This is a genomic window from Lactobacillus xujianguonis, assembly GCF_004009905.1.
Taxonomy (GTDB): Bacteria; Bacillota; Bacilli; order Lactobacillales; family Lactobacillaceae; genus Lactobacillus; species Lactobacillus xujianguonis.
Window position 1 is genome coordinate 1 of sequence record NZ_ML136919.1, and the last position, 5,943, is coordinate 5,943.

General features: G+C 38.1%; 1 protein-coding gene. It reads right to left on the reverse strand.

From position 1 onward, the window contains the following. A partial coding sequence (locus EJK17_RS10835; RefSeq protein WP_210403770.1) for a mucin-binding protein occupies positions 1–5,718 on the reverse strand: 5,718 nt, incomplete at its 3' end. Between the last annotated feature and the right edge of the window lie 225 nt (positions 5,719–5,943).

Consider the following 5,943-nt stretch of genomic DNA (forward strand, 5'->3'; position numbering starts at 1 on the left):
ATCTTCAACGTGGTAACCAGGAATTGTTGGAACTGGCGTTTCGCCACCCTTCGTTGGATCAGTTGGATCATTTTCGTATGGCACATTATGATTTCCTGGAATTTGGTTGCCATCTGAATCAACTGGCACAATGTTACCGAGCTTCTTGTAGGTAACTGTTACAGTTTGATCCTCAGGTTTCATTTTATTTGTTGGAACCCTGTCAACCTTTGCCTGATCAGCGTAGTAACCTGGAACCACGTTTGTTGGCACATCATCGTAATGATCCTTTGTTGTCCAAGGCGTCGTTGCCTTCGTTTCACCAGTTACCTTGTCAACCGTCACTGACCGAGTCCAAGTACTCTCGTTGGTCTTAGAAGCTGGGTTGACCCCATCCTTTGGAGCAACACCCGTGTAATTTACCGTCCGCGTGTGGGTGGCTGACACGTTTGTTTGATCTTCAGTATACTTTGGTCCGTTTGGATTTCCATTCGGATTAATTAGAGTACCCTTAGTTGGAAGATTTGGATCATCGCCATCTACTGTCGTAATGCCATGTTTCAAGTGGATTGTAAAGTCTTGACTTGGCCGGTCCGTCGTATCTGCTGTAGTATCGTAATTAGTTACTCCACTTGGAATATCATTACTTACTACTTCATAGCCATCGTTTTCGTAGTTGGTTAACTGTTTATTGGCTTTCTTGAAGTCGATTGCATCTGTAGCGTTGCCGTTCAAGTCAACCTTGGCAAACGGTTTGTTTGGATCCGTATCATTATCAATGAAGTTGACTCGCGCAATTGCCTTATCCTTTTGGTATACAACCTTAGTATCCTTACCAGGATCACTTGGCGTTACCGTCGTGTGACCATCCGTCGTGTGGACACTTGGATTATTTGGATCTTCAACGTGGTAACCAGGAATTGTTGGAACTGGCGTTTCGCCACCCTTCGTTGGATCAGTTGGATCATTTTCGTATGGCACATTATGATTTCCTGGAATTTGGTTGCCATCTGAATCAACTGGCACAATGTTACCGAGCTTCTTGTAGGTAACTGTTACAGTTTGATCCTCAGGTTTCATTTTATTTGTTGGAACCCTGTCAACCTTTGCCTGATCAGCGTAGTAACCTGGAACCACGTTTGTTGGCACATCATCGTAATGATCCTTTGTTGTCCAAGGCGTCGTTGCCTTCGTTTCACCAGTTACCTTGTCAACCGTCACTGACCGAGTCCAAGTACTCTCGTTGGTCTTAGAAGCTGGGTTGACCCCATCCTGTGGATCAATTCCCGTGTAATTTACCGTCCGCGTGTGGGTGGCTGACACGTTTGTTTGATCCTTAGTGTACTTGGGACTATCTGGATCATTTGAATTAATTGGTTTATCTGAATCTTGAGGGTGCTTTGGATCAATCGTCACTGCATCATGGGCGAAGTAGATCTCAAAGTTATTTTGTGTGTTGTCACTCTTGTACTTATGGTTACTTTCACCCCAACCATTATTGACTAATTTATAGCCCTTGTCTTCAAAGTCCTTAATTTTTACTTGGGGATCTGTTTCAAAATTGATCTCGCTCTTATACTTACCTCTTGCTGTGTCTGTGGCAATGATCTTGTGATCTTCATTATCGATATATTTAATTGTCGCTTCTTGCTCATTGGCTGTATAGGTTACCGTTATCTTGATTTCTTGATTTCCTTCTATTTCTGCGGGATTTACTGAAATCTCTCCTACATTGCTTCCTGTGGCATCGGCATGCGCTGATACATTACTTACGTGATATCCTTCTTCTATTGGTGAAGTTACTGCGGCAAATGCTGTCTTATCACCTGCTGTTTTCCATTCTGGCACAACTGCTGCGGTCACACTATGATCAATTTCCTGATGGTCGTCTACTTCCTTAACATGGACAAGCTGCCCATTTGTAAGATCCACGTATACTGTTCCGTTAAACGTAATGCTTTGCTCAGCATTGCTTGGCTGCTCACCAGTAAATGGGCTCAGATCGTCATTTTCATACGTAACTTTTTCCGTTATTGTTTTTCTTAACGTACTTGGATCAATAGTAGCATTTGCCGGTAGTTCACTTCTCTTTGTTTCCGCTGTTACTTTTTGAACCCCATGGCGAAGATATACACTAAAACTCGCAATTGGTATTGTTGTTGTGTGATCATCTATCACTTTATTAAATTTACCTGGAACACCATTTTGATCAAAATCGTTACTTACAAAAACATATCCTTTGTCAGTATATTTTTTGATTGTAGCTGCTGTACTGTAATTAATTGCATCACCTGGAATCCCGTAAATCTGGTCTGTAACTTCTAAAACACCACCAGTATCCTGATCGAAATATGTGACTATAGCGGAGGCCATATCCTTCCTTTGAACCCGATATTGAACTACTACATTATTATCAAACTCCGATTTTACTGTATCACCAAAGTTAGGTCGGGAAATACTACCGTTCTTTGTAACTATAATTGGTGGTTGCAATTGATAATAATGATGATCTTTATCTTGACTGTCTAACTGAGTAAGATAATTTTTAATCACCTCTTTATTACTATCACTAAGATCAAAATCCTGCTCATTAAGCTGATCAATATTGTCTTTGTACGTATGATCTAAATTTGATAAATCAACATCATCAATGACATTACCATCTGGATCAACTAATTCAACTTTAACAGTTGATTTACCTTCGATTTTAATGCTTGATGTTTTACCACCAGTTGGGTTCAAGTTAGAGGTATATAAAGTTGGACTAAATGACACTGATTTTTCCGCATCATCCTTAAAGGTTCTATCAGTTCCTTTAATCTTAAAAATAGGCGTGCTGGTATTTTTGTCCAAAGAAGCGAATTTAACGGCAACTGATTTGATTTTTGATTTATCTGCGATCTGATCCCAGGAAACATAATTACTTAAACTTGGAAGATGACCTGTCGATTTATTATTATCTACTAGTGGCTGTGTTGAATATAAAACTTCATAGCCATTTGGAACAGCCACAGGCTCTGTCATTTCAAAATCAAAATTATTGGTGTCCCCATCATTGATATTGACAATGGTTACTCCGTCATTGAGCTTGTGCAGTGTATTATTAATTTTAAAATCATATTCAATTTGACCTGGATGCTTATCATTGGCTGTAGTATTGGGAAGTGAAAAAGCATCATCTGGTCCCTTAATCCCGGAAGCAATTTGGACTTGATCAGCAATACTAATATTCCAAGTACCATCGCCTACGAAATAAACATCATCAGTTTTACCTTCAGTTTGCGCACTCTTCCAGCCTGAGTAATCTTTAGCCAAGCCATTAGTCATCTTCACATGAGGACTGTACATGTAAATAGCCCATTTATGTGATCCGATTTCAGCTAAAGGCAAATTGTCTACATGAATTGTATTGTCATTACTTGATACAAGCTTGTAACCAGTGCCAGTATAATCCACTTTTACCACTTCTTGGCCATCAACTTCAAAATTAGTGATCTTGGGCCGTGGTTTTACGTATTGTGAACCATGACTGCTAAAGACATTATTATAAACTGTACCTTCAGGCAATACATAATAAAAAATTGGTTCAGGCAAATTACTTGAAACCGAATCGTCATCTAAATATGGAGTAAGAGTACCTGCATTTTTAGCATCAGGAGAGTAATTATATTGTGTTTTAAAAACATATGCTCCCGCAATAGATGCTACGTATTTTTGTACAGCGTTTAATGGTCCTACAGTGATTATCTTGTCATTATTTAATTTGTTGTACTGGAAACCAATTGTGGAATTAAACTCATGCCCATTTTCAATTGCCTGACCATTGGCTAATGTTGGGTTAACTGTACCGTAGGCTCTAATCCTATACTTATTATCGATCCCGCGATTAAAGCTAATACCAGCAGAAATAACATTCGGCGTAATAACAATTTTGGCAATACCGCGATTACCTGCCGCATTAATACTTTGACCAGCTTGAACGTTACCAGAACTGGTCGAGCCATCAGTATAAGTTACTTGGTAAGCATAGCTAGTAGTACCCGGTAATTCGACCGGATCACCTGGAGTAGCTATTCGATTAATATTTAGGCCATCAGGGAAAGTGAGTGTAATCTGTGCATTAGTAATATCTTGATTAGTATTATTTGCAAAACCAAACGTATTAATTGGTCGACTAGGATCAACATCTTGCGAAATGCTATGTGTGTCATTATTATAAACTCCAGAATAAATCACTATAGATGACTTATCATCAGACTTACTACCTAATAATGTTTCAGTCCAAGGCTGCAGGTCTTTAATAAGATGATAAGTTTGTCCATCTCCCTTAGTAATTGTTTGATCAATATGAATTGGTGTATTGGCCTGAATGACGGTGTCATTTACTGGTTGATCAGTTTCATAGTGCCCTACAATCATGTAGCCCCGAGCAGCGAATCGTCTATTACCACTGCCTTTAGGAACGTGAATGATGATGTTGCTTCCACGTCCGCCAACTTGGGTAATAGTGGTCTGATCACCAAAGTTATTAATATTATTAGTTTTATCTCGATTCAAAACAAAACTATCAGGCACAGGAATGGTAATGACTGTATTAGTATTTATTCCAGCAATAACTAGGGGATCTTCACTACCTTGCTTTTGCGTACCGGTTGTTTCATTAAGTTTGAGTTCATATGTATAGTCGGTATTTGGTAAAACGCGAATTGAAGGATCCGCTTTTGGATATAACCGTTTAAACTCAGGGCTCATTTCTGGCTTAATAATTTGCGTAAATCCTAATTCTTTTGACTCAGAACTACCATTTTTATCTTTCTTAGTAATGGTGATTTTCTTTAAAACATTACCAATATCTAACATAGGAACAGGAACAGTAAAGGCAAAATTTCCATCTGAATCTAACGTAAATCTTTGATGAATTGTACCAGCATTATCGTCAGTAAAGTCATCGACAACAATGCGACTATTATCCTTATCTGAAATTGTAGTTGTGCCACCTACTTGAATGTTTTGACCATCTGTCTTAATGGAATAACTACTTCCCTTAGGAATCTCAATTTGATATTGATCGCCCTTATTCGGATTAGAAATATAAAAATCTACATAAAACGGTGAAGTATCGTCCGTTGCACCAATTGTATTACGACTGATTGACAATCTAGCATTATCACCAATGGTGACGGAGTCTGAGGCGGAATTATTAGTTGCAGTTAAACTAATTTTTGAGTCCAATAATTCCTTAGCTTTTTCATTTATATTTGGATTAATCTTTTCTTTTGGAAGATCTTTTGTTAGCTCAACTTCATCACTCTTTTTTGAATCTGTAGCCTTTTGATCATTAGCTGCAGTTACTTTTATACTAGTCGCGTCTTGAGTAGCTTGTGCTGCATCTTTATTATCTGCGGTAGTAGCAGCACTCTCTTGAGAGCTGCTCTCAGTTGCATCGGTTCTTGCTTGATTTTGAGCATCTTGAGTCACAATTTTATCATTTGACTTAGCAACAGATGTAATATTACTATCATTGCCACTACCTGCTTGCTTTTGATTAATGGTTTCAGTATTACCATCATCGGAAACAGTTGTATCAGCTTTAACACTGACACCAGTTGTTCCCATATACAAAGCAGTTCCCAACAAAACGGATGCAATCGCACCGGTTGTTAATTTACGAAATCCAAAGTGCTGTTCTCTTTCAGCAGCTTTTTCATTTTTAAGTTTAATATTATTTTTTGAAACCAAATTTATTCACCCTTCTTTGAAACTTGAAATATACAAATGTACTCATTCCGTTAACACCTTTATTATATTAAAAAAAAAAAAAGACAACATAGTAATTGCAATGTCATTAAGTTAAGACATTGACAAATTTGACGCTTTTAGAACCGAATTATTTGGATTCGGTTCTTTTTCTTTTACAATAAAAATAAAGGTGAGCAGCTATAGAACTATCTGCTCACCTTTTTG